Raw genomic sequence first — 21,171 nt, 5'->3', positions numbered from 1 at the left:
AGAGTGAGTTCTTACCAAAAACAAGGTTTCAAGCATGCAATACAAATTCAACGTCAGTTTCAGCAGAGCTCTCGGAATCGGATGCGCAATGCTGTTGGCAACAATGGCGCTGGCAAACCAGACAGCAGAGGCGGCGTCAGAAAAGGCGCATAGCCACACCGATGTTTCCCACCAGAGCAACGACATCGCTCATGGATACTTTGAAGACAGTCAGATCAAGGCGCGCACGCTTTCAGATTGGCAAGGAGATTGGCAATCTCTCTATCCCCATCTGCTTGACGAAACACTCGACCCGGTTCTGGCCCACAAGGCTGAGCACGGCGAGAAGAGTCTCGAGGAATATCGCGCTTATTACCAAGCCGGCTACAAGACCGATGTCGAACGCATCGTCATCGATGGCGATAGCCTTACTTTCTATCGCGAAGGAAAGCCTGCCAAGGCGCATTATGCGCCTGACGGGCATGAGGTTTTAACCTACAAGAAGGGCAACCGCGGCGTCCGCTACATCTTCAAGAAGACCGCTGGCGATGACGCAGCACCGATGTTCATTCAGTTCAGCGACCATGGTATCGCGCCCGCAAAGGCAGGTCACTATCACCTCTACTCAGGCAGCGATCGTGCTGGCTTGCTGGAAGAACTCACCAACTGGCCGACATATTATCCATCCAGCCTGACAGCAAGCGAGATCGTGGAGGAAATGCTGGCTCACTGATTGCTCCAAGCAATCGAGTGACCCTCTACAAAACGGCGGCGCTGCTTGTTGCAAAGAGCGCCGCCTGATTATCTTGCGGATATATCCAACCGCCGAAACGGAGTTCGGGGCTGGCTATCCTCTGAGCACGCCGCCCGAGGATTTTTCGACATTGGCGATGATCGATTTCGCCAGCTTGTCGAGGTCCTCATCGGTCAGCGTGCGATCGCGCGGCTGTATGGTGATCTCGATGGCGACCGACTTCTTGCCTTCGCCGAGAGAAGGGCCTGCGAACAGATCGAAGACATTCACGCCTGCAATCAGCACCTTGTCGGCACCCTGGGCAGCCCGCACGAGGGTTGCTGCGGGCACATCGGCATCTACCACGAAGGCAAAGTCGCGACGCACGGCCTGGAACGCCGACAGACCGAGGCTCGGCTTGGTGCGGGTGGCCTTGCGCTTGGCTTCGGGGATCGAATCGATGAACACTTCGAACCCGCAAAGAGCACCACTGACATCGAGTGAATCAAGCGTGTTGGGGTGGAACTCGCCAAAATGGCCGAGCACGGTTTTCGGGCCGAGCTTGATCAGGCCGGAACGACCCGGATGATACCAGTCCGGCGCGCCGCGTTCGAAGGTCAACCGATCGGCAGGCGCACCGCAGGCTTCGAGCACGGCGATGGCATCGGCCTTGGCGTCGAACACGCCGACTGGTTTGGCGGCGCCATCCCAATGGCGGCCAGAGCCGTTCATCCCGGCTGTGCCGCGGCGGATGCCGCCGGCAACGCGGCGCTGACCTTCAGGTGTATCGTTCTCATAGGTGCCCGAGACCTCGAACAGCGCCACGTCGCCAAAACCGCGATCGGCGTTGCGCTGCGCGGCAAGAATCAGGCCCGGCAACAGGGAGGGACGCATGTCCGACATGTCGGCTGCGATCGGATTGACCAGCTTGAGAGCACGGCTTCCACCGCCAAACAGCTTGGCGTGGCCGGCCGCAATGAACGACCAGGTGACCGCTTCCATCATGCCACGCGAGGCGAGCGCACGTTTGGCGGAGCGGGTGCGGATCTGGATCGTGGTCAGGATCCGGCTGTTGACGCTGCCTGACGGGGCAAGCGGTTCTGGCGCAATCTTGTCAACGCCGAAAATGCGCATGACTTCCTCGACCAGATCGGCCTTGCCGTCGACATCGGGCCGCCAGGATGGAACGGCGACCTTGACCGTTTCCCCCTCGCCGGACACCTCGAAGCCGAGACCGGTCAGAATCTTGCGAGATTCATCATTGGACACAGTCAGTCCGGTCAGGCGCTTGACTTCCGAGAACGGGAAATCAACGATCTTGCGTTCGTGCTGCTTGTAGCCGGTCACCCTGGCTTCCGCAGCCGTGCCACCGCACATGTCGAGCACCAGTTCGGTGGTGCGCTCAAGGCCAGGCATCATGTAGTCGGGATCGACACCGCGTTCGAAGCGGTAGCGGGCATCGGTGATGATGCCGTGGCCGCGACCGGTCTTGGCGATGTTGATCGGGTCCCAAAGCGCGGATTCAATCAGCACATTGGTGGTGTTCTCGTCACAACCGGAATGCTCGCCGCCCATGATGCCGCCGATCGATTCAGGCCCATTGTCATCGGCAATCACCACATTGGCAGGATTGAGCTTGTAGGTGCGGGTGTCGAGCGCGAGGATTTCCTCGCCTTCGAGCGCACGGCGCACCACCAGCTCGCCTTTGACCTTGTCGGCATCGAAGACGTGCATCGGCCGACCTTGATCGAAGGTCATGTAGTTGGTGACATCGACCAGCGCCGAGATCGGGCGAAGTCCAATGGCGAGCAGGCGCTTCTGCATCCATTTCGGGCTCGGTCCGTTCCTGACGCCGCGCACCAGGCGCCAGGCGAAACCTGGGCAGAGGCTTTCGTCGTCGAGGACAATACGGACGTCCTGCGTTGTCTCGCCGTCAACCTTGAAGCTTGGCGTCTCAGGCGTCTTCAGCGTGCCGAGGCCGGAGGCAGCCAGATCACGGGCGATGCCGTAGATCGAGGTGCAATCGGGACGGTTCGGCGTCAGGTTGATCTCGATAACAGGATCATCAAGACCGGCGTAAGATGCGAACGACGTGCCGACCGGCGCATCCTCGGGCAGATCGATGATGCCGTCATGGCTGTCGGACATGTCGAGCTCTTTTTCCGAGCACATCATGCCGTGGCTTTCGACGCCGCGGATATTGCCGACGGCAAGCGTCACATCGATGCCCGGAACATAGGTGCCCGGCTCGGCAAGAGCGCCAACGAGGCCGGCGCGAGCGTTGGGGGCGCCGCAGACGATCTGCACCGGCTTGCCGTCGCCCTTGTCGACCATCAGCACGCGCAGCTTGTCGGCATTCGGGTGCTGTTCGGCGGAGACGACCTTGGCGATGGTGAAGGGCTTGTAGGCCGCCTTGTCGTCAACGTCCTCGACCTCAAGGCCGATCGCCGTCAGGCGCTCGACAATGACATCCAGAGTGGCGTCGGTTTCAAGGTGATCCTTGAGCCAGGAGAGGGTGAATTTCATTCTGTTTTCCTCAGACCTTTATTCTTCGACGGTATCGATTTCATCAGGCTGTTTGGCCGCCCATTCGAAACACTCGCTTTGGCATTGTTTCAGGAACGCAACTGGCTCATCAACGGACACACCCAGTCGACGGATACCGGCCACGAAACCGTTGATGGTTTCCTCATCCATCTCACCGGTTTCGAGATGATCGCGTCCAACCACTATGGATGTGAGCAGAGGCATTTCATGGGAATGGCAGTAAGCGAGAAGATCGTCCAGGTGACTGTGTTTGCCAGTCATCAATGGCCGGGCCTTGGTCCAGGTCATTCCATTGGAGGCCGCCAGATCGCCATAGCTGATATAGTGGCTTTCCTTGGCGGATTTGGTCATCGCGGCGATGGACGTCGTTATGTCGAGGCCCTTTCCATGGCGGCGGTTTCGCTCGACAATCAGGTCCTGATACAAGGCGGCACGGGTCTTGCCGGCGCGCTCATGGTTCGCGATCCACTGATCGATGTCGGCGTCAGTCTTTGTTTCCAGGTTTGCCATTCGGATTGCCGATCTTTGTGTTGGTGAATTAAGTGCTCAGGCCGCCGAACAAGGTCGGCAGGTCGAGCGGACGGAAACCGTAGTGGCTCATCCAGCGAACATCAGCGCTAAAGTAGTCGCGCAGGTCGGGCATACCATATTTCAGCGTTGCCAGACGGTCGATTCCGATACCCCAGGCGAACCCCTGGTACTCATCAGGATCGATGCCTCCAAAGCGCAGAACGTTCGGATGCACCATGCCGCAGCCAAGGATCTCCATCCAGTCGCTTCCCTCGCCGAACTTGACGGTCGGGCCGGAACGGTCGCACTGGATATCAACTTCGAACGAAGGCTCGGTGAACGGGAAGAACGACGGGCGGAAGCGCATGGTGACGCTGTCGACTTCGAAGAAGGCCTTGCAGAACTCTTCCAGGGCCCAGCGCAGGTGCCCGACGTGAATTGTCTTGTCGATGACGAGGCCTTCGAGCTGATGAAACATCGGCGAGTGCGTGGCATCGCTGTCCTGCCGGTATGTCTTGCCGGGAATGACAATACGGATCGGAGGCTTCTGCGTTTCCATGGTGCGGATCTGCACCGGTGACGTGTGTGTGCGCAAAACCTTGCTGTCACCGTTTTCGTCGGGCTCCAGGAAAAAGGTGTCGTGCATTTCCCGGGCAGGATGGCCGTCGGGAAAATTCAGTGCGGTGAAATTGTAGTAATCGGTCTCGATGTCGGGACCTTCCGCGATGGAAAAGCCCATGTCGGCAAAAATGGCGGTAATCTCGTCAACCACCTGGCTGATCGGATGGATGCGGCCGCGCTCGGCAGGCGACGTCCGCACCGGCAGGCTGACATCGACGCTTTCGCGCGCCAGCCGCTCGGTGATGGCCGCATCACGAAGCTCTGCCTTTCGGGCGGCGATGGCGTCAGCGACACGGGTCTTCAATCCATTGATCGCAGGCCCCGCCTCCTGGCGTTCCTCCGCCGACATCTTGCCAAGCCCCTTGAGCAGTTCGGAGACCGAGCCCTTCTTGCCGAGGGCTGAAACCCGCACGACCTCGATGGCAGCCTCGTCCGCACTTTCGGCGATCTCGGCCATGATGGAGGTTTCAAGCGTCTGGTACTGGCTCATGATCTTTGACTACCTGTATTATTCTGGCCGTATCTGGCAGGCCTGCTGGCCCGTGCTTAAACGAAGTGGCACATCCACGAAACAGGGGATTGCCTGGTCCTGAAACGAAAAACCCCGCGCCAGCCGTGCCAGCGCGGGATCCCAAAATTCAAACTCTGTGTTCGGGAAAACGCTGGCTTAGGCGACAGCGCTTTCAAATTCGTTCGGCGTTGCATCCTTGAGGTAGTCGAGCGCCTTCTTCGAAGCCGCAACGAGTACGCCAAAGGCTTCCGCATCATGGATCGCCATGTCGGAAAGAACCTTGCGGTCAACCTCGATGCCCGACTTCGTCAGGCCGTCGATGAAGCGGCCGTATGTCAGGCCGTGCTCGCGGACAGCAGCGTTGATACGCTGGATCCAGAGCGCGCGGAAATTCCGCTTACGGACCTTGCGGTCGCGGTAAGCGTACTGCATCGACTTGTCGACGGCAGCCTTCGCGGCGCGGATGGTATTCTTGCGGCGTCCGTAAAAGCCCTTGGCTTTCTTCAGAACCTTCTTGTGTTTTGCGTGGGCGGTAACGCCCCGTTTTACGCGTGCCATATCATGATCTCCTTAAAAACGCTGGTCCCGGCTCTTCTCAGAGGCCGTTGGGAAGGAACTTCTTGACGATCTTGGCGTCAGGATCCGAAAGGACCATGGTGCCGCGTGCATCGCGAATGAACTTGTTGGACCGCTTGATCATGCCATGGCGCTTGCCTGCTGCTGCAGCCATAACCTTGCCGCTTGCAGTGATCTTGAACCGCTTCTTGGCAGACGACTTCGTCTTCATCTTGGGCATTTCGCTACTCCTTATCAGGCCTAAGGGTGTCGTTCTGACACCACACAGCCATTTCTTGTTGGGTGAGATGGAAAAGAGCGAAGACCCCTTTTTCATCAAGCGTTGGAAACCGCCTCGGCATGCCCTGCCGGCCGGTTTGAACGCGCGCCTTATAGCTCTAGCCTGACAAAAGCGCAACGGGCGTTCGAATGATTCATTCTTTTAAAAGCAAAAACCGGCCCTGGCATGCGCCGGACCGGTTTGCATCAGATGAACAAACGCGTCACTTCGGAGCCAGCACCATCATCATCTGACGGCCTTCAAGCTTCGGCTCGGCCTCGACCTTGGCGATCTCGATCGTGTCATCCTTGACCTTCTGGAGCAGCTTCATGCCCAGTTCCATATGGGCCATTTCACGGCCACGGAACCGCAAGGTCACCTTGACCTTGTCGCCTTCATCAAAGAACCGGTTCATGGCGCGCATCTTCACCTCATAATCGTGGGTGTCGATGTTTGGGCGCATCTTGATTTCCTTGACCTCAACGGTCTTCTGCTTCTTGCGCGCCTCGGAGGCTTTCTTCTGCGAAGCGTATTTCAGTTTGCCAAGATCAACGATCTTGCAAACCGGCACGTCGCCCGCGGAATTGATCTCAACAAGGTCAAGGCCGGCTTCTTCGGCCATGGCCAGTGCCTGTTCCGTCGGCACGACGCCGTGGTTCTGGCCTTCAGCGTCAATGAGCTGGACCGTCGCGGTCCTGATATTCTGGTTTGCGCGGGGGCCTTCGTTGACTGTTGGCGGCGCTCTAAATGGTCTGCGAATGGCTTTGGTCTCCTGATTAACTCGTCCAATACCGCCGGTTGCGGCGCGCGAGTGTGTATGTCTCGAGCGCAATGTCGTCATCGGCTGGCCGCTGTCAATAGCATGGCTTTGCGAAAAAATCACCATAGGGCCGGTAATGGGCCCGCGAATCTTGTAAAAGACGCGAAAACGACAGAACGGGAGTGATTGAACATGACGGAACCGGTCGCCAGCAAACTCGACGTGGGCACGGGCACAGACGTGCGTTCGATTGCAGCACTGACCCGCAAGGCAACAGAAACGGGTGCTGGATTGCCCGGCGTGGTCTGGCTCGGTGGCTATCGTTCGGACATGACGGGTTCAAAGGCCGAAGCGCTGTGCCAGGAGGCTGCTCTCAAGGGCCAGGCTTGCCTGCGATTTGACTATTCAGGGCATGGCGCGTCGGGCGGCAGCTTTCGCGACGGCACGATATCGAGATGGCTCGACGAAAGCCTGGCGGCATTTGAGCACTACACGTCAGGTCCGCAAATCCTGGTTGGCTCGTCCATGGGTGGCTGGATTGCGCTGCGGCTGGTTCAGGAGCTGAAAGCGCGCGGTCAGGGTGACCGGGTGGCGGGGCTGGTGCTGATCGCGCCGGCGCCCGATTTCACGCTTGAACTGATGGAGCCGGAGCTGACCGATGAACAGCGCCAGGCGCTTGAGCGGGACGGGTTCTATGAAGAGCCAACACCTTACGGCCCCGACCCAAACGTCTTTACCCGGGCCCTGTTTGATGACGGACGCAAGAACCGCGTGCTGGACGGCCTGATCGATACCGGCGCTCCCGTCCACATCATACAGGGCATGGCCGATCCTGATGTCCCCTGGCGCCACGCGCTTCGTCTGGTCGAACATCTGCCATCAGAAAATGTCACTGTGACCCTGATCCGCGATGGCGATCACCGGCTGTCGCGGGATGAGGATATTGCCCGCATTCTGGCGGCCGTGAACGGGATCGCGGCATCCGCCTGATTGCGCACCTGCGCATCCCCCGGCGACAGCGGCATGTTCTCCGGCAGGCCAGCTCTCCAGCCAAGAGCCCTGGTCTCCGGACCTCCTCAAAGGTGTGATGCAAAAGCCGCGGCCGGTAACCATGTCTGTACATGGACCGGCCGCTGCAATTGACTCTTCCGCCCATACGATCTTAACTCTTTATTAACGTAATGGGACGGCGTGGAGTGCACCTGCAATGTTATGCAGACCGGGACGAGCGAAACTGGCAATGATTGCCCTGTTAGCGTCGATTGTACTGCCAGCAGGGGCGATGGCGTCCGGGCTGTCGATGCAAGTTGGGCGGGTGACCTCGCAACCGATCGGGCACTACGAGTTCTGCAAGAAATTCTCTTCCGAATGCACACCTGTCAAAGGCTCGGGCGCAGCGCCCAAGGTTACCGATTACGGCTGGGACGTGATCCGGGAGATCAATCGCGCGGTCAATTTTTCAGTGATGCCGAAAACCGACATGGAAATGTTCGGCAAGGAAGAAGTCTGGACCTATCCGGACGTGGCCGGCGATTGCGAAGACTATGTTCTACTCAAGCGGCATATGCTGATCGAGCGCGGTTTTTCACCAGCTGATGTGCTGATTACGGTTGTTCGCAAGCCCGATGGCGAAGGCCATGCTGTGCTGACAGTACGGACATCTGACGGCGATTTTGTGCTCGACAACCTGGTCGACGATGTCAAGAACTGGCGGAAGACGCCCTACAGCTACCTCAAGCGTCAGGCCACAAACAATTCAGGCCGCTGGGTGACTATCGAAAACGGTTCCGACGTTCTGGTTGGCGCCGTCAAGTAGGACTTGAGCGCTGCGCCTGACTGCAGCGAAGTCACGCGATTGATGCGACCGCTTCTGTTCTGGCAGCTCGCTTTTCTATCACCACCAGAGCCCACGACGCAGATACACCGACCGCGGACACCAGCATGAGCAGAGCGAAGGTCATGCCTACTCCGGCATGGCTGATGGCAAGCGCTGTACAAACCGGCGCACCGGCCATCGCGAACAGCCGAAGCGTGGCAAGATTGCCGGTCATGGCGCCATAACCATCGGTCCCGAACAGGCGCGCTGGAAGAATGGCGCGGGCGATGAAGTTCAGCCCCTGACCAATGCCGAAGCTTATGGCAAACACGATGACGATCCAATCTCCGCCCAGCCAGAGAGCCGCGACCAGGCATGCCAGTCCCAGCAGAAGGGCCGTGCTTGAGATCACTCCGACAATCGAAGACGAAACCCGCTCACCGGTCAGCATCTCGATAAGTCTGGCCGCGACCTGCATCGGGCCGATTATCGCGCCTGCCAAGGCCGCCAGGGCGGCGCTGCGACCCATCTCGTTCAGGATCAGGAAGAAGGATGTGTGCACAGCAGACATGAGGAAACTGCCGCCGGCAAACGCGATGGCCATGAACACAAATGCCGGCATGCGGTTTCCCGGTCTCAGTAAGCCTGGATCCCGGTTCACAACAGGCACCGGTTGAGGATCGTGACGATTTTTGGCGCGGCCCGGAAGCGAGGCGTGAATCGGCAGGGCGATCAGGAAGTTGACTGCGGCGAGCACCAGACAGACACCGCGCCAGTCCATGTATCCGAGCAGCCAGTGAATGAGTGGCCAGAATACGGTCGAGGCAAATCCGGCGACCAGCGTGACATGCGCGATCGGACGCCGGGCGTTTCGGCCATGAATGGCGGTCAAGGCCGCAAAGCCTGTTTCGTACTGCACCATGCGTGAGGCGAATTCGATCACCAGCATGGCAACAACGAAACCTGTCATGGACTGGACCAGCGAGAGGTTGACGAGGGCAAGTGCCGCCAGACAAGAGCCTGCGACCATCACAGGGCGCGCACCGAAGCGGTCCATGGCCCGTCCCACCAGCGAAGCCGTAACCGCGCTGGTCAGCAGCGCTGCGGAAAAGACTCCAAACACAAAACCGGTACTCCAGCCCTGCGTGCGTGCGATTTCCGGTCCCAGGATTGCAAAGGGGTAGTAGAGCGTCCCATAGCCAATCGTCATCGATACACCGATGAGCAGTGTCAGCGGCTCGACGCGGCGGACAGAACGGATCACAACATTCGCCAGATAAGGAGCCCCGTCTCTGTCATCTCGAATGAGGCCCGGAAATTCATTCGGCCTGCGCGCCCATTCCCGTCACGCGACACAGGAACTCCGCCAGTGCGGCATGATCTTCGCTGGCGATCAACTGCTGGAGTTCCTTGTACATCTCCATGATGTCCAATCCGTCAGGAGCGGATTCAGCAGCAACAGAGATCTTCTGATGCGATGTCGGGTTTGCCGCCTCGACGGAAAAATACAGCTCTTCATGCAGCTTTTCGCCGGGACGCAAACCGACTTCCTGAATGGCAATGTCGCCACCTGGAGTGAGTTCATCGCAAAGCGTCAAATTGGACAATTGCACCATCTTGACCGCCAGATCCCGGATACGGATCGCATTGCCCATATCGAGCAGGAAGATACGTCCCGGGAACTTCCCGCTCTCGTCGTTACGGCGCGCAAGACTTCCAGCCTGAATGACCAGCTGCGCCGCTTCCTCGATTGACATGAAATAGCGCGTGGTTTCCGCATGGGTCAGCGTGATTGGTCCGCCGTTGCGGATCTGCTCCTTGAAAAGCGGAATGACCGAGCCACTGGACCCAATCACGTTTCCGAAGCGGACCGCGCAAAAAACCTTGCCGTTCTTGTTCTGCGTCGCCTTCTCCGCAAAATCCTGAACGATCAGCTCCGCTACACGCTTGGACGCACCCATCACACTCGATGGCCTGACGGCCTTGTCCGTGGATATGAGCACAAAAACCTCGACATCGCTGTCATAAGCAGCGGAAGCAACCGCCAAGGTTCCCAATGCATTGTTCTTTATGCCTTCAAACGGGTTTGCCTCGACCAGCGGTACATGCTTGTAGGCCGCCGCATGGAACACCGTCTGGACGGCCTGTTCGCGCATCACCCTGCGCATGAGCGCCGGATCATCAACCGATCCAAGCACTGCGACCTTCTCAAACCCTGTCTGTTTGGCCAGTTCCCGGTCAATCTGGTAGAGCGCGAACTCGCTTGAATCGAGCATGATCAGCCTGGACACGCCAACGGTGCTCAGCTGCCTGCACAGTTCGGAGCCGATCGAGCCGCCGGCGCCTGTCACCAGCACGACCTTGCCGCGGGTGTTGGCTTCCATGAGGCCGTGCTCAGGAGGCACGGCATCGCGGCCCAGAAGGTCCCCGATCTCGACATCGCGGATCAGATCAACCGTATGCTTGCCATCGGCGATATCGACAAAGGCGGGGAGGATGCGAACCCGCAAACCAAGGTTGCTCAGATGCTCGACAACCTCGGCGCGGCGCGCGGAATTGGCACTCCGCATCGTAACGATACCTTCGCTGATACCGCGGCGTTCTATCAAACGCTCAAGATTTGCGGGATTGCTGATCCTGATGCCGCCAATCGTGGCGCCCCACATGGTGGGATCGTCATCGACCTGGAAGATCGTGATCCTGTTGCTGCTCTGTTTCAGGGTTGCTGCAATCTGACGGCCGGCATCGCCTGCACCATAGACCAGAATGTTTCTTCGCTGCGTCTGCTCCTCGGTGAATTCGAGAATCAACCATCGCGAGATGTAGCGGAAGCCGGAGATCAGCAGCAGAGACAGGAGCCAGAAGATCACCAGAACGGTCCGCGGCACCAGGGTGGACCCTTCCAGCCGCGCCACATAGGCCACGACGGCCCAGAAGATGGCGGTCAGCCCGACGGCCTTGAAAATGGTCCAAAGCGCATGCTCGCCAACATACCGCGTAATCGAGGTATAAAGCCCGAACGCATACATGATGGGGATTCCAATCAACGGTGCCGCCAGCATGAGAAGCACCTGGTTCATATCTGGATCGTAGAGCACGTTGAAACGAAGCGAATAAGCCAGCCACACCGCGCTGGAAAACAGAACAAAATCGATAATGACCAGGATGAGCTGCTTGGAACGCCGGCTTATAGCAGCAAGCCAGTGGATCATCTTACGAATCATATTCGAAGTCTCTTCTTGATGTTCAATTCGCTGTCAAAATTCGAAGACCGACAGGCCGCTCAATGGCACAGCCCCCGGCGCTTGGCAACTCAGTCATCGGTGGTTTCGCGGTTGTGCAACCGCAACAAACAGCGTGTTTTTTGTCTTGCCATGCAGCTGCAACAGCGCCAACCACCATGAAGGTCTGCGCTAACATACCGTCTTCGCTGGTTATTTCCAATCTGCCGTTCGGCAACGGCGTTTATCTGCGATGGTTAGCGCGCCCGTCGAGCCACCTCAGGCATTCCCAATGAGAAGACCTGCCGTGAACACCAGCGCGCCGCCCAGGACCACCTGGAAGATCGCCCGGCTCCAGGGCGTGTCCATCCAGTGGTTCTGGATCCAGGCGATGGCCCATAGCTCGACGAACACCACTGCGATGGCAACCGAGGTGGCGATGGTGAAATCGGGAATGAGGTATGGAAGCGCATGACCGAGCCCGCCAATCGCCGTCATGATGCCGGAGGCCAGCCCGCGCTTGAGCGGCGAGCCTCTTCCGGAAATAACCCCGTCATCATGCGCAGCTTCGGTAAAGCCCATTGAAATGCCGGCGCCAACAGATGCTGACAATCCGACCAGAAAGGTCGTCCAGGTGTCGCCGGTGGCAAAGGCTGTGGCGAAGATGGGCGCAAGGGTGGAAACAGACCCATCCATCAGGCCCGCCAGACCGGGCTGAACATAAGTCAGGATGAACTTGCGGCGGTCCGTCTCCGCCTCTTCGGCCTTCACATCCTCCGGCGTATGCTCAAGGCCAAGCCGACGCGCCAGAGATTCATGACCTTTTTCCGCCAGCGCCAGATCGCCGAGCAACTTGCGGGTATCCGCGTCCGAGGTGCGGCCCGCCGCCGAGAGATAGAAGTTGTGGGCCTGGGCTTCCATCTCCTCGGCAATCAGCCTGATCTTGTCGACGGACTGGTTCTGCACCAGCCAATCAGGCTTGCGTTCATAAAAACCGCGGACGTGTTCGCGGCGGATCAACGGAATGCGATCACCAAAGCGCGCCTTGTGTCGTTCGATCAGCCGCGCGCGGTGCACGCTCTCCTCGGCTGCCATTTCCTCAAACACCTTGGATGATTGCGGATAATCATCTCTCAAGTGATCAGCATAGGCCAGGTATATGCGCGCATCATCCTCTTCGGACGAAATCGCCAGAGCGAGGATTTCCTGCTCGCTCAGGGAATCGAAGGACCGCCGGTTGAAACCGATAATACGATTGAGCATGGAAGCCTCACAGATTAGAATGATTCTAAATTACGGCGTTCGCGCGAAGTTATCAAGTGAGGAAAACGGAAACTTGAAGTCTTCCGACTTGATCCCGGCGGCGGCCCGGGCCAATTGGTCAGCATGACCGAAGCACGCGACATGTCAGACAGCCTGCTCGACCGCCTGGGCCGGTTTCTGGCGCGACGGCTGCATTCAGCCAATCCGGGATACGAGCCCTACACGCCATCCGATCCTGAAACACTTTCACGGACCCTGCAGCCGGGTGATATCCTGCTGGTGGAGGGAAACCAGAAAGTATCTGCGGCCATCAAATATCTGACCCAGTCCACCTGGTCGCATTCAGCGCTGTTTGTCGGTGCTGCCCTCAAACCGGACGACGAGAGCGGTGACGACTATCCGCAACTGGTTGAGGTCAATCTTGGCGAGGGCTGCGTTGCCGTGCCGCTGTCCAAATACACCCGCTTCAACACACGGATCTGCCGGCCGGTAGGACTAACCCCTGATGATCGAACAGCTGTGGTCTCCTACATGGTGGAAAGGCTTGGCGTCCGGTATGACATGAAGAACATTTTCGACATGCTGCGCTATTTCTTTCCGACGCCACCCGTTCCGGTGCGATGGCGCAGACGGATGATCGCGTTCGGATCAGGCGACCCAACCCGCGCCATCTGTTCTTCAATGATCGCCCAGGCCTTCCAATCGGTGCGATATCCTATCCTTCCGGAGGTCACACGTGCGCCCGGCAGGCAACGGGCCGATTCGGACTATTCCCGCCGGGAAATCCTGCATATCAGGCACCACTCGCTGTTTGCCCCAAGGGATTTTGACCTCTCGCCCTATTTCAAGGTGATCAAACCCACGCTTGAATACGGCTTTGATTACAAACAGCTCGAGTGGGGGCCAAGAAAGGCCAATGAGACGGTCGGGGAGACGGAGATTTCGACCCCAGCCGATTGACAACCGCACTTCCAAGGCGGGAAGTACCCTGAGATCAGGGGAACATCATGACTGAGTCGACGGATACTGACGGTGCCGTTCAGAAGAAACACGCTTGGGTTTTCCATCCGAAAATCCTGACGACCTTGCGCAATTACGATATCCCGAGCTTTCTGGCGGATCTGGGCGCGGGGCTGACCGTGGCTATGGTTGCGCTGCCGCTGGCGATGGCGATCGCCATTGCGTCGGGCGCCAACCCCGGTGCGGGGCTTGTCACGGCAATTGTTGCAGGCTTCGTGATATCCGCTCTCGGTGGCAGCCGCGTGCAGATCGGCGGCCCCACCGGCGCTTTCATCGTCGTTGTCTACTCCGTCATCGTCGATCACGGCTATGACGGACTGGTGATCGCGACCTTCATGGCGGGCCTGATCCTGTTGATTGCCGGTTTCTTGCGTGCAGGCAGCCTGATCCGCCATGTCCCGGAACCGGTGATCAACGGTTTTACCATCGGGATCGCGGTGATTATCGCCTCCAGCCAGATCGCGGATTTTTTCGGCCTCAGCGTCGAAGGCAAGATGCCTGCCGATTTCCTGCCCAAACTTGAAGCGCTCTGGAACATTTCCGACAGCTTCTCTCTGATGAGCGCGCTGATCGCCCTCTTCACGCTGGTGATGATCGTGGCGTTCAGGCGTGCCGCACCAAAACTGCCAGGGCTGGTGGTTGCCGTTGGGCTGACATCTGCCGCGGTCGCCGTGTTCGGTCTTGATGTTGAAACCATTGCCAGCCGGTTTGGCGCGATCCAGTCGCATCTGCCGATGCCGGCGCTGCCGGATCTAAACCTTGAACGGGTGATCGAGCTTTTGCCATCGGCGATCATCATCGCCTTTCTGGCAGGCGTTGAATCACTGCTGTCGGCAATGGTCGCTGACCGTATGGCGGGCACTGCGCACCGCTCCAACACCGAGGTCGTGGCCCAGGGGGTCGCCAACTGCGTTTCCGCGCTCTTCGGCGGTTTGCCGGCAACAGGCGCCATCGCGCGCACAGCCACCAATATCCGCGCCGGCGCAAAGACCCCGGTTGCGGGGATCCTCCACTCCCTCTTCCTGCTGGCTTTCATGATGCTGGCAGCCCCGCTGGCCGGACTGCTGGCACTGCCGGCGCTGGCAGCGGTACTTGTCCTGACAGCCTGGAACATGGCCGAGCCGCAGCATTTTATGGAGCGGATGCGAACGCGCAGAGGCGATCAACTGCTGCTGATGATGACGCTGCTGCTTACCGTGCTTGCCGATCTGACAGTGGCGATCGGCGCGGGTGTTGTCGTCGGCCTCTTGCTGCGGCTGAAACGGCGCGGCGCACCGGAAGCCGAGTGGCAAAAACCGGATCGGTGAGATGAGGTGTGATCGGCATTGTCGACCACTTGAACGCCCAGGACCGGAAAAATTCATTGCGGCGAACGGGTATGAGAATCCGCTTTCTATGAAGTTTTTTCACGACGAATGATGAATTCCTTGATTGCTGCAGCAATCTGGGAACTCGCCTCTCCGGTGCCGTAATCCGATATCGACCGACGGCTCTTGTACTCCGGCCCGTTCCACAGACGGTTCCAACCTGCATCAATGGTCTCAACCCACTCGGTTTCATCGCGAAGGGTTACACACGGGACGCCGTGGAAATAAGCCTCCTTCTGCAACCCGCCTGAATCTGTAAACACGGCACTTGCATTGTGGACGAGCCAAGCCATGTCGATATATCCGAGCGGCTCGACCAGCACGAGTTTCCGTGCCGGAGATTTCAGTTCCGAAAGGCGTTGGCGGGTGCGTGGATGAACCGGCATCAGTATCTTGTCGACCGGCTGGTCATCCAGCCAATTGATAAGCTCTTGAAACCGCGCAGCATCATTGGTGTTTTCAGCGCGGTGCAATGTGGCAACCGCATAGTGCTTCGACTGCAGATCGAACCTGGCCAGGATGTCCGAAGTGGCGCTCGCCCGTTCAATGGCTGCAAGCGTGGTGTCCATCATGACGTCCCCGACATGCATGACGCCCACATGGATGTTCTCGGAATTGAGATGGTCCACAGCTGTTGCTGTCGGGCAAAACAGAAGCGTGCTGATGTGATCGACAACAATACGATTTATCTCTTCGGGCATGGCGCGATTGAACGACCGCAGACCCGCTTCGACATGCGCAATCGGAATATGGAGTTTCGAGGCCGCAAGTCCGCCGGCCAGGGTCGAGTTCGTGTCTCCATACACAACGACCAGATCCGGCTTTTCCTCGACCAGGATTTTCTCGATCTCCTCGAGCATACGGCCAGTCATGGCACCATGGCTCAAGCCATTGATTTCAAGATTGTATTTTGGCTTGCGGATATCCAGCTCACGGAAGAACAATTCGGACATGTTGTCATCGAAATGCTGCCCAGTATGGATCATGACCTCATCTATGTCTGCGGCTGCAAGGGCCTTGCTGACCGGCGCAGCCTTGATAAATTGGGGTCTGGCACCCAGGATTGTCACGACAATCGGCCTTTTGCCGGTGGATACGGATTGGATGCTCTGCATGATGAGGGACTTTCCGGACGCTGCAAATTGCTCACTGCCATACCCGGCTGAGTTAACGATTACAACGGGCCGTCCCCCCCGCGTGACGACCAAGGAGCCCGCGCGGACGGATTGCAGGTCCATGAGCGATACGGTGCAATCATCGAGCCTGCGACCGCTCCCTTAAAACCGAGGTGCCAGTTCCGGAACCGCAGCAGTGAATTGAGGTGGGCTTGAAAACCTTCAATGGGGAACTCCGGTTTTCTTGACTTGCCGGTGCGTGCGGTTCAAACAGTTCGAAATGCTTTCGCGGAGCCATGGATCTTGCCTGAAAAACCCTTGATAGATCGCGGATTTGATAGATTTCTGGCCGCCTACAACACGCCCGCCTACGACTTCAACCTCAACGTGGCACGCCTGTTCGTTTGCGCTTTCCTGATCTGGAAGCTGTTCAGCAGGGACTTCGGTTTTTTTGGAACAGTGCCTGAAGAGATTTTCTACTTCTATCCCTATCACCTCTATCCGATGGATAAATGGATCTTGTGGACAGGCTTACCTGTTATACAGGAACTGCTGACTTTTCACTGGATTCATTGGTTCCTGCCCCACCCTTCCGTCGGCGTACTGCGTTTCATTCAAGGACTTACAATACTGTCGCTCGCATCTCTCGCGATCTTCGGAAAGGGCCCAAAATCAGTAATAATTGTCATTACGTACAGCTTGATGATCTATTTGTGGGGGTACCTTTTCCTTTTGGGGCAGGAAATTGACTCCATCGATCTCTACTTTGCCATCATACTGGCGCTCGGAATTAGCAGCTATTCAGACGTTCCAATTTGGAAAATGACTAAATTGTATCACGAACATAGGTCGGCTGCTGGCGGTCGCGCCTTCTCAAATCTTATATTGGTATTTGTTTTTTATTATTTTGCTTCCGGCGTCAACAAACTAACCGACCTGTCTATTCTAGAGTGGTTTCAATACGATCTCGTGGACGCGATCGAAGTTCATTCGATTGTAGCCGCGCACAGCACTCTTGATTCACTTGGTTTTTTCCGGCTTTTCGATGGATTTACACTTTTTAATTACATCGGCCCTCCAGCTGTATACATATCTCACCTTACGGTTCCCATCGTATTTTTTCGGAAAAATTTAATACCTAAGTTCTTTTTGTTCTATTTTTTGTTTCATCTTATGACATTTGGAGTTGGCATCAGCTTTAGCGGATATATATTTGTTTGGACTGCACTATTTTCGTGGCATGAAATTATCGATTGGCTCCGCGCAAAACGGCGAAAACCCACAGCGGCTAGGTGAGGTTCATGAATATCTACTATGACGGCGATTGTTATTTCTGTACCAACTTCGTCAAGCTCCTGAAGCTTCGGCAAGCGGTGGGCGATGTTCATCTCATTTCCCTTCGTGAGGATAATGATGACGTCCGTCGCATTCTTGCAAGCGGCCTTAATGTCAATTCGGGGTTTGTCGTCGAGCACGAAGGAAAGCTCCTCCATGGAGCCCAAGCGTTTCATTATCTAAACACGCTATCAGATCCGAAAAATATCCTCAGCCGGGTGTTATTCTACGTCAGCAATCATGAGTGGCTGGCAAGGGTTCTCTACCCTCTGATGGTCCTCGGTCGCTACTTTGTCCTCATTCTTCAAGGGGGAGCACTGATCGATCAACGCCGCCGACCATGGCAAGAAGAGGTCAAAGAAGGTCTGGGACCACGGCTGGTTAGAATCGCGTCTCTTCTGCTTATAATTGTGGGTTCATTCCGCATCTGGCTGGCGTCTGGGCGCTATCCGCTTACAGATCTATTCCAGTTCAATGTCAAAGTTCTAACGATTGCATCGCTGCTGGTCTGGTGTGCCCTGTTTTTCAGGGCACGTTACGCTCAGCAGATATATGGGAGAATGCGTCACGCCGATTGGCTCATTGTCTGCAGTTACATCATCCTTTGGTTCCTTCTGGTAAACTCCATGGACCTCATTGCCTTGAGACGGATTATCGGCGCCATAGCCTTGATGCCTCTGGTTGGAATTGCAGTTGAGCTCGGGCGTAGCAATTACAAGAGAAGCGATGCAGGCAAGATCCCTTCTTGGGCCCCTCTCGCATTGCTGGTATTTGCCTTTTTTCCGGGTCTTTTCCTGGCGCCATTTTATGGAGGAATCGCTGGATGGACCCTCTCGGTCGACTGGTCGCGTCCTGTACTTGTCGGAGGCTACAAACTGGTCAACAAGCAGGGCGAAGAAATCTGGTACAACCACGCCTTCTTTCAGCCGGTAACCATGGACGGCAGATTTCAGAGAGCTTTCGAAGTGGTCGACCCGGACCATGAATTGCTGCAGAAATTCATGTTAGACAATTACAAGCGTATTTACCCGATGCTTGAACGCGGTCGGATGCCGCATGAATGGGCCCTGGGGCGGCTTGCCTATCCGTCTCACAATCTTTCCGACAGCAATGCTCTCGACTATGTCGGCAAGTTTGCACCCGACCGAATTGCCGGTATCCGCTACGTACTTGAGCAATACTCACGCGCCGGGGAGCTCATCGAGACAAAAGGCGGCGAGCTGTTTCCGGCTCCCTAGTAATAGTTTGGCACCTTCGTTTGGTCAGAACAGCAACGCCAAAATAAATGCTCCGCCGGGCCCAGCACGCTTGTTTCTTTGGCGCGCTTAAGGACACCATTAAAGCCGCGTCTTGAAACATCCACTCGCTGAACAAGACAACAGAGCTGCACACAAAACCATCGTCAAGGCCAATTGACGAAACTCTATTTCAATAATTCTGCGGCCGAAAAAATCCGGTAACTCTGGTTGGAAAACGCTGGCTTCAGGGAGTATTTCGAGACCAGCTCATCAGACGGACCGTTTTCCATTACGAAATAGTTGACGGCGTATTTCTCATGCATCCTTCGCAGGGGCTCTCTCGACAAATCGTAGAACAATGGCTTGGCATCTTCGCATATTTCGGTGATCTGAATTTCCGCACGTTCATCGCGTTTGGGCAATCTGGCCGTAATATCCAGCCCGAATGTTTGCGCAATTTCCTGCCCCCAGCGAAAGGCTCGCAGATCAGACACGTAAATCCAACCGGTCATGAACCATTCCCGCGGCGTGCCAATGGAACTCCGTTCGGAAAAATCCCTCCAACCGTAGTTCTGACAGGGATCCACCATGAACAGCGCCTCCTTGTCTGTCGACTCCTTTGCCCAAAGCTGCGCCTCAAGAAACGCACGCCCGAGCTCCATGTCACCCTGATTTGCGCTGTTGTTCCTCAACCAGGCATAGGCACCGTAGGAGAAAAACAGACTGAACACGATTGCGGTCGCCAGGGATTTGAAAGCAACGAATCGCCGTGGAAACGGTATTTTAAATGCGAGATAGCAGCATGTAACCAGGAGCAGCGCCTTGCGAGATACGGACAATGGATCCGAGCTTCCGGGATAATTCCATGAGTTGATCAGCGTTATCAGCAGCATGGTTGATGCAATTGCCGAGACCAGAAGTATCTCGCTTTTTCCGCTGCGTGACCAGAGTGATTGAAGGACATACAACGCTGCCGCGGCATAGGCGAGAAAAGGCGACGGCAAGGTGTTCGGGAACATAGCAGTTATCAGGAAACCGGCAAAAAGGCCGGCCCAAAGCCATTCCTTCCGCTGCCACGTCCTGAATATCGCAAAACCGATCAGGAACGGCGAGAGTTCAACCATGAACTCACTGGCGCGAACCAGGCTGAGTTTGACCAAGAATGCAGAATTGAGGTCTATCGAAAAATAGATCCCCAGCGCGGTGAGAGACGCAAGTGCCAGATAGCCCGCCAGGAAGGCGCGTCTTGTTCGCTGATTGAGGTCAGCCTTCAGCGCGGCAACAAGCGCCATGGTCATCAACCCGAAGAATGGCACCAGCCCCCTGTCCTGCCCAAAGGAAATCAAGCCGGTATCGGCAGGGTACCAGTGGTACTGCTGGATCCTCGTATAGGCGATAAAGAGGTCATCCGGTATATTGGGTACCCCCTCAACACCGCCGAGCTGGAGGTGAAAATAGGCCCAATAGGCCGCAAACAGAGCGACACAAACACCACTTATCAACGATCTGACATGCAAATCGATGCGCGCGTTGACAAGCACGGAAACACCGATGAACACAGTCGGCATTGTCGCCTTGATCGGGTGAACCGCAAATGCTGCCATCAGGGCGAGCGCTACCCAAGCCCATTTTCCACGCAAATAGGCAGCGATCGCCAAGAAGGCCAAGGCGTCTGCATACCCATAGAACTGCCCATGAAAAAACGGCGCCCCAAAATTGGACAGATTGGGCCTGACCACGTTGCCGGCCACCAGAACGGTGATCAACCAGCCCCCGACAAACAGCTTCTTCAGCCGATCCTGACTAATTGCGTTTTCCGAATTCGCGGAGACAAGGGACCGCCACAATACCGTACCAGCAGCCATGACTGACAGGACTTCCAGCCAGATCCCACCTGCCATCAACGTAACGCTCGGCAAGCCTGTAATCTGTTTCAGTGGCACATAGAGATTTGTAATTATTGAGTTATCTGATGTAAAATAACTCCCACCAGGATAGTCACGGTTAAAGTTTTCCGGGTTCAAAGCGTGCGCGAGGTATTCGACGACAGAGAAACCACGAAGGCTAGTCACATAGGTAAGATTGAAAAAATAGGCATGGCCCAGCGCCGCCAGAAAAAAGACTGCAATAATGAAGACAATTGCTGCTGCCCGCCCGGCTTTGAGTATTTTCAATTCTTGTTCCACGGATCCATTTTCCGCTTCCAATTGGGTTTTCCGTGGAAGGGTCCGTGTTTCAGATTCAACCATAATGGTCGCTTCCATGTTTCTAGCGCGGCAAGACGCCTGAGGGTGCGGCGT

At 56.7% G+C, this 21,171-nt stretch carries 18 protein-coding genes; 7 read left to right on the top strand and 11 right to left on the bottom strand.

The window, feature by feature from the left end:
• Positions 1 to 88 precede the first annotated feature (88 nt).
• A complete protein-coding gene (locus WNZ14_RS05405; RefSeq protein WP_342867566.1) occupies positions 89 to 712 on the top strand; it encodes a metal-binding protein ZinT in 624 nt (207 codons plus the stop codon).
• A 114-nt stretch (positions 713 to 826) separates the two neighbouring features.
• Here WNZ14_RS05405 and pheT read toward each other — a convergent pair whose 3' ends face one another.
• The 6 genes from pheT to infC all read right to left on the bottom strand — a co-directional run bounded on the left by pheT (position 827) and on the right by infC (position 6,496).
• Positions 827 to 3,238 (bottom strand): phenylalanine--tRNA ligase subunit beta, encoded by a 2,412-nt coding sequence (gene pheT / locus WNZ14_RS05400; RefSeq protein ID WP_342867565.1) that lies wholly within the window; start codon positions 3,236 to 3,238, stop codon positions 827 to 829.
• A gap of 18 nt (positions 3,239 to 3,256) precedes the next feature.
• On the bottom strand, positions 3,257 to 3,769 hold the full coding sequence (locus tag WNZ14_RS05395; RefSeq protein WP_342867564.1) for a hypothetical protein: 513 nt from the start codon (positions 3,767 to 3,769) through the stop codon (positions 3,257 to 3,259).
• Between the two features lie 28 nt (positions 3,770 to 3,797).
• Positions 3,798 to 4,880, bottom strand: coding sequence for a phenylalanine--tRNA ligase subunit alpha (pheS, locus tag WNZ14_RS05390; RefSeq protein ID WP_342867563.1), 1,083 nt, complete (start codon positions 4,878 to 4,880; stop codon positions 3,798 to 3,800).
• Between the two features lie 177 nt (positions 4,881 to 5,057).
• Complete coding sequence (gene rplT / locus WNZ14_RS05385) at positions 5,058 to 5,459, bottom strand: 50S ribosomal protein L20 (protein ID WP_342867562.1); 402 nt, start codon at positions 5,457 to 5,459, stop codon at positions 5,058 to 5,060.
• A 37-nt stretch (positions 5,460 to 5,496) separates the two neighbouring features.
• Positions 5,497 to 5,697, bottom strand: coding sequence for a 50S ribosomal protein L35 (rpmI, locus tag WNZ14_RS05380; RefSeq protein WP_267654905.1), 201 nt, complete (start codon positions 5,695 to 5,697; stop codon positions 5,497 to 5,499).
• 262 nt (positions 5,698 to 5,959) lie between these two features.
• Complete coding sequence (gene infC, locus WNZ14_RS05375; RefSeq protein ID WP_342868515.1) at positions 5,960 to 6,496, bottom strand: translation initiation factor IF-3; 537 nt, start codon at positions 6,494 to 6,496, stop codon at positions 5,960 to 5,962.
• Between the two features lie 192 nt (positions 6,497 to 6,688).
• Here infC and WNZ14_RS05370 point away from each other — a divergent pair, with 192 nt between their 5' ends.
• Both WNZ14_RS05370 and WNZ14_RS05365 read left to right on the top strand, forming a co-directional pair.
• Entirely contained in the window at positions 6,689 to 7,486 is a 798-nt protein-coding gene (locus WNZ14_RS05370) for an alpha/beta hydrolase (RefSeq protein ID WP_342867561.1), read from the top strand.
• Between the two features lie 217 nt (positions 7,487 to 7,703).
• Positions 7,704 to 8,312 carry a transglutaminase-like cysteine peptidase gene (locus tag WNZ14_RS05365; protein WP_342867560.1) on the top strand — a complete coding sequence of 203 codons (609 nt, stop codon included), beginning with the start codon at positions 7,704 to 7,706 and terminating at the stop codon, positions 8,310 to 8,312.
• 31 nt (positions 8,313 to 8,343) lie between these two features.
• On the opposite strand, the gene WNZ14_RS05360 is transcribed toward WNZ14_RS05365, so the two are convergent.
• The 3 genes from WNZ14_RS05360 to mbfA form a co-directional block, all read right to left on the bottom strand.
• Entirely contained in the window at positions 8,344 to 9,576 is a 1,233-nt protein-coding gene (locus WNZ14_RS05360; protein ID WP_342867559.1) for an MFS transporter, read from the bottom strand.
• A gap of 55 nt (positions 9,577 to 9,631) precedes the next feature.
• Positions 9,632 to 11,536, bottom strand: a complete 1,905-nt coding sequence (locus WNZ14_RS05355; RefSeq protein WP_342867558.1) for a nucleoside-diphosphate sugar epimerase/dehydratase — start codon at positions 11,534 to 11,536, stop codon at positions 9,632 to 9,634.
• Between the two features lie 276 nt (positions 11,537 to 11,812).
• A complete protein-coding gene (mbfA, locus tag WNZ14_RS05350) occupies positions 11,813 to 12,796 on the bottom strand; it encodes an iron exporter MbfA (RefSeq protein WP_342867557.1) in 984 nt (327 codons plus the stop codon).
• Positions 12,797 to 12,919: 123 nt separating this feature from the next.
• Here mbfA and WNZ14_RS05345 point away from each other — a divergent pair, with 123 nt between their 5' ends.
• Together WNZ14_RS05345 and WNZ14_RS05340 are read left to right on the top strand one after the other, a co-directional pair.
• Entirely contained in the window at positions 12,920 to 13,756 is an 837-nt protein-coding gene (locus WNZ14_RS05345) for a lipo-like protein (RefSeq protein WP_342867556.1), read from the top strand.
• Positions 13,757 to 13,803: 47 nt separating this feature from the next.
• A complete protein-coding gene (locus WNZ14_RS05340) occupies positions 13,804 to 15,123 on the top strand; it encodes a SulP family inorganic anion transporter (RefSeq protein WP_342867555.1) in 1,320 nt (439 codons plus the stop codon).
• Between the two features lie 86 nt (positions 15,124 to 15,209).
• Here the strand turns inward: WNZ14_RS05340 and wecB are convergent, their stop codons facing one another.
• A complete protein-coding gene (gene wecB / locus WNZ14_RS05335; RefSeq protein WP_342867554.1) occupies positions 15,210 to 16,298 on the bottom strand; it encodes a UDP-N-acetylglucosamine 2-epimerase (non-hydrolyzing) in 1,089 nt (362 codons plus the stop codon).
• A 225-nt stretch (positions 16,299 to 16,523) separates the two neighbouring features.
• On the opposite strand from wecB, the gene WNZ14_RS05330 reads away from it, so the two are divergent.
• A complete protein-coding gene (locus WNZ14_RS05330; RefSeq protein ID WP_342867553.1) occupies positions 16,524 to 17,594 on the top strand; it encodes a hypothetical protein in 1,071 nt (356 codons plus the stop codon).
• A 5-nt stretch (positions 17,595 to 17,599) separates the two neighbouring features.
• The gene (locus tag WNZ14_RS05325; RefSeq protein WP_342867552.1) at positions 17,600 to 18,871 is read left to right on the top strand and encodes a DCC1-like thiol-disulfide oxidoreductase family protein; all 1,272 of its coding nucleotides are present in this window, start codon (positions 17,600 to 17,602) and stop codon (positions 18,869 to 18,871) included.
• A 185-nt stretch (positions 18,872 to 19,056) separates the two neighbouring features.
• On the opposite strand, the gene WNZ14_RS05320 is transcribed toward WNZ14_RS05325, so the two are convergent.
• Positions 19,057 to 21,120, bottom strand: a complete 2,064-nt coding sequence (locus tag WNZ14_RS05320; RefSeq protein ID WP_342867551.1) for a hypothetical protein — start codon at positions 21,118 to 21,120, stop codon at positions 19,057 to 19,059.
• Between the last annotated feature and the right edge of the window lie 51 nt (positions 21,121 to 21,171).

Origin of the sequence: Hoeflea sp. AS60 (assembly GCF_038900115.1) — a bacterium.
Taxonomy (GTDB): Bacteria; Pseudomonadota; Alphaproteobacteria; order Rhizobiales; family Rhizobiaceae; genus Hoeflea.
The sequence above is the reverse complement of the archived record's forward strand: the minus strand, read 5'-3'. Positions and strand labels throughout refer to the sequence as shown.

What these genes read in the sequence shown, in the direction of transcription:
- WNZ14_RS05405 (WP_342867566.1), top strand. Translation starts at nt 89, where the DNA reads ATGCTGTTGGCAACAATGGCGCTGGCAAACCAGACAGCAGAGGCGGCG.
- pheT (WP_342867565.1), bottom strand. Translation starts at nt 3,238, where the DNA reads ATGAAATTCACCCTCTCCTGGCTCAAGGATCACCTTGAAACCGACGCC.
- WNZ14_RS05395 (WP_342867564.1), bottom strand. Translation starts at nt 3,769, where the DNA reads ATGGCAAACCTGGAAACAAAGACTGACGCCGACATCGATCAGTGGATC.
- pheS (WP_342867563.1), bottom strand. Translation starts at nt 4,880, where the DNA reads ATGAGCCAGTACCAGACGCTTGAAACCTCCATCATGGCCGAGATCGCC.
- rplT (WP_342867562.1), bottom strand. Translation starts at nt 5,459, where the DNA reads ATGGCACGCGTAAAACGGGGCGTTACCGCCCACGCAAAACACAAGAAG.
- rpmI (WP_267654905.1), bottom strand. Translation starts at nt 5,697, where the DNA reads ATGCCCAAGATGAAGACGAAGTCGTCTGCCAAGAAGCGGTTCAAGATC.
- WNZ14_RS05370 (WP_342867561.1), top strand. Translation starts at nt 6,689, where the DNA reads ATGACGGAACCGGTCGCCAGCAAACTCGACGTGGGCACGGGCACAGAC.
- WNZ14_RS05365 (WP_342867560.1), top strand. Translation starts at nt 7,704, where the DNA reads ATGTTATGCAGACCGGGACGAGCGAAACTGGCAATGATTGCCCTGTTA.
- WNZ14_RS05355 (WP_342867558.1), bottom strand. Translation starts at nt 11,536, where the DNA reads ATGATTCGTAAGATGATCCACTGGCTTGCTGCTATAAGCCGGCGTTCC.
- mbfA (WP_342867557.1), bottom strand. Translation starts at nt 12,796, where the DNA reads ATGCTCAATCGTATTATCGGTTTCAACCGGCGGTCCTTCGATTCCCTG.
- WNZ14_RS05345 (WP_342867556.1), top strand. Translation starts at nt 12,920, where the DNA reads ATGACCGAAGCACGCGACATGTCAGACAGCCTGCTCGACCGCCTGGGC.
- WNZ14_RS05340 (WP_342867555.1), top strand. Translation starts at nt 13,804, where the DNA reads ATGACTGAGTCGACGGATACTGACGGTGCCGTTCAGAAGAAACACGCT.
- wecB (WP_342867554.1), bottom strand. Translation starts at nt 16,298, where the DNA reads ATGCAGAGCATCCAATCCGTATCCACCGGCAAAAGGCCGATTGTCGTG.
- WNZ14_RS05330 (WP_342867553.1), top strand. Translation starts at nt 16,524, where the DNA reads ATGGGGAACTCCGGTTTTCTTGACTTGCCGGTGCGTGCGGTTCAAACA.
- WNZ14_RS05325 (WP_342867552.1), top strand. Translation starts at nt 17,600, where the DNA reads ATGAATATCTACTATGACGGCGATTGTTATTTCTGTACCAACTTCGTC.
- WNZ14_RS05320 (WP_342867551.1), bottom strand. Translation starts at nt 21,120, where the DNA reads ATGGTTGAATCTGAAACACGGACCCTTCCACGGAAAACCCAATTGGAA.